Source organism: Clostridioides sp. ZZV15-6598, assembly GCF_020657705.1.
Lineage (GTDB): Bacteria > Bacillota > Clostridia > Peptostreptococcales > Peptostreptococcaceae > Clostridioides > Clostridioides difficile_F.
On the sequence record NZ_JAGWCS010000306.1, the window covers coordinates 1 to 728 of the forward strand.

Sequence of the window (728 nt, forward strand, 5' to 3'; positions counted from 1 at the left end):
AATCGAAGCAGTGAACTTAAGCCCCAGTAAACGGCGGCCGTAACTATAACGGTCCTAAGGTAGCGAAATTCCTTGTCGGGTAAGTTCCGACCCGCACGAAAGGCGTAACGATTTGGGCACTGTCTCAACAACAGACTCGGTGAAATTGTAATTCCGGTGAAGATGCCGGATACCTGCGACAGGACGGAAAGACCCCATGGAGCTTTACTGTAGCTTGACATTGGGTCTTGGTACTACATGTACAGGATAGGTGGGAGGCTTTGAAACCAGGACGCCAGTTTTGGCGGAGCCATCCTTGGGATACCACCCTTGTAGTACTGGGACTCTAACCATAGGCCATGAATCTGGTCTTGGGACACTGTCAGGTGGGCAGTTTGACTGGGGCGGTCGCCTCCCAAAAGGTAACGGAGGCGCTCAAAGGTTCTCTCAGTACGGTCGGAAATCGTACGTAGAGTGTAAAGGCAAAAGAGAGCTTGATTGCAAGACATACAGGTCGAGCAAGGATGAAAATCGGACTTAGTGATCCGGTGGTTCTGCGTGGAAGGGCCATCGCTCAACGGATAAAAGCTACCCTGGGGATAACAGGCTTATCTCCCCCAAGAGTCCACATCGACGGGGAGGTTTGGCACCTCGATGTCGGCTCATCACATCCTGGGGCTGTAGTAGGTCCCAAGGGTTGGGCTGTTCGCCCATTAAAGTGGTACGCGAGCTGGGTTCAGAACGTCGTG

The 728-nt window shown here is 52.7% G+C and carries 1 rRNA gene; it reads left to right on the forward strand.

Features of this window, described 5'->3' with window-relative positions:
* Positions 1 to 728 (forward strand): 23S ribosomal RNA (locus KGF50_RS21765); the annotation flags it as partial.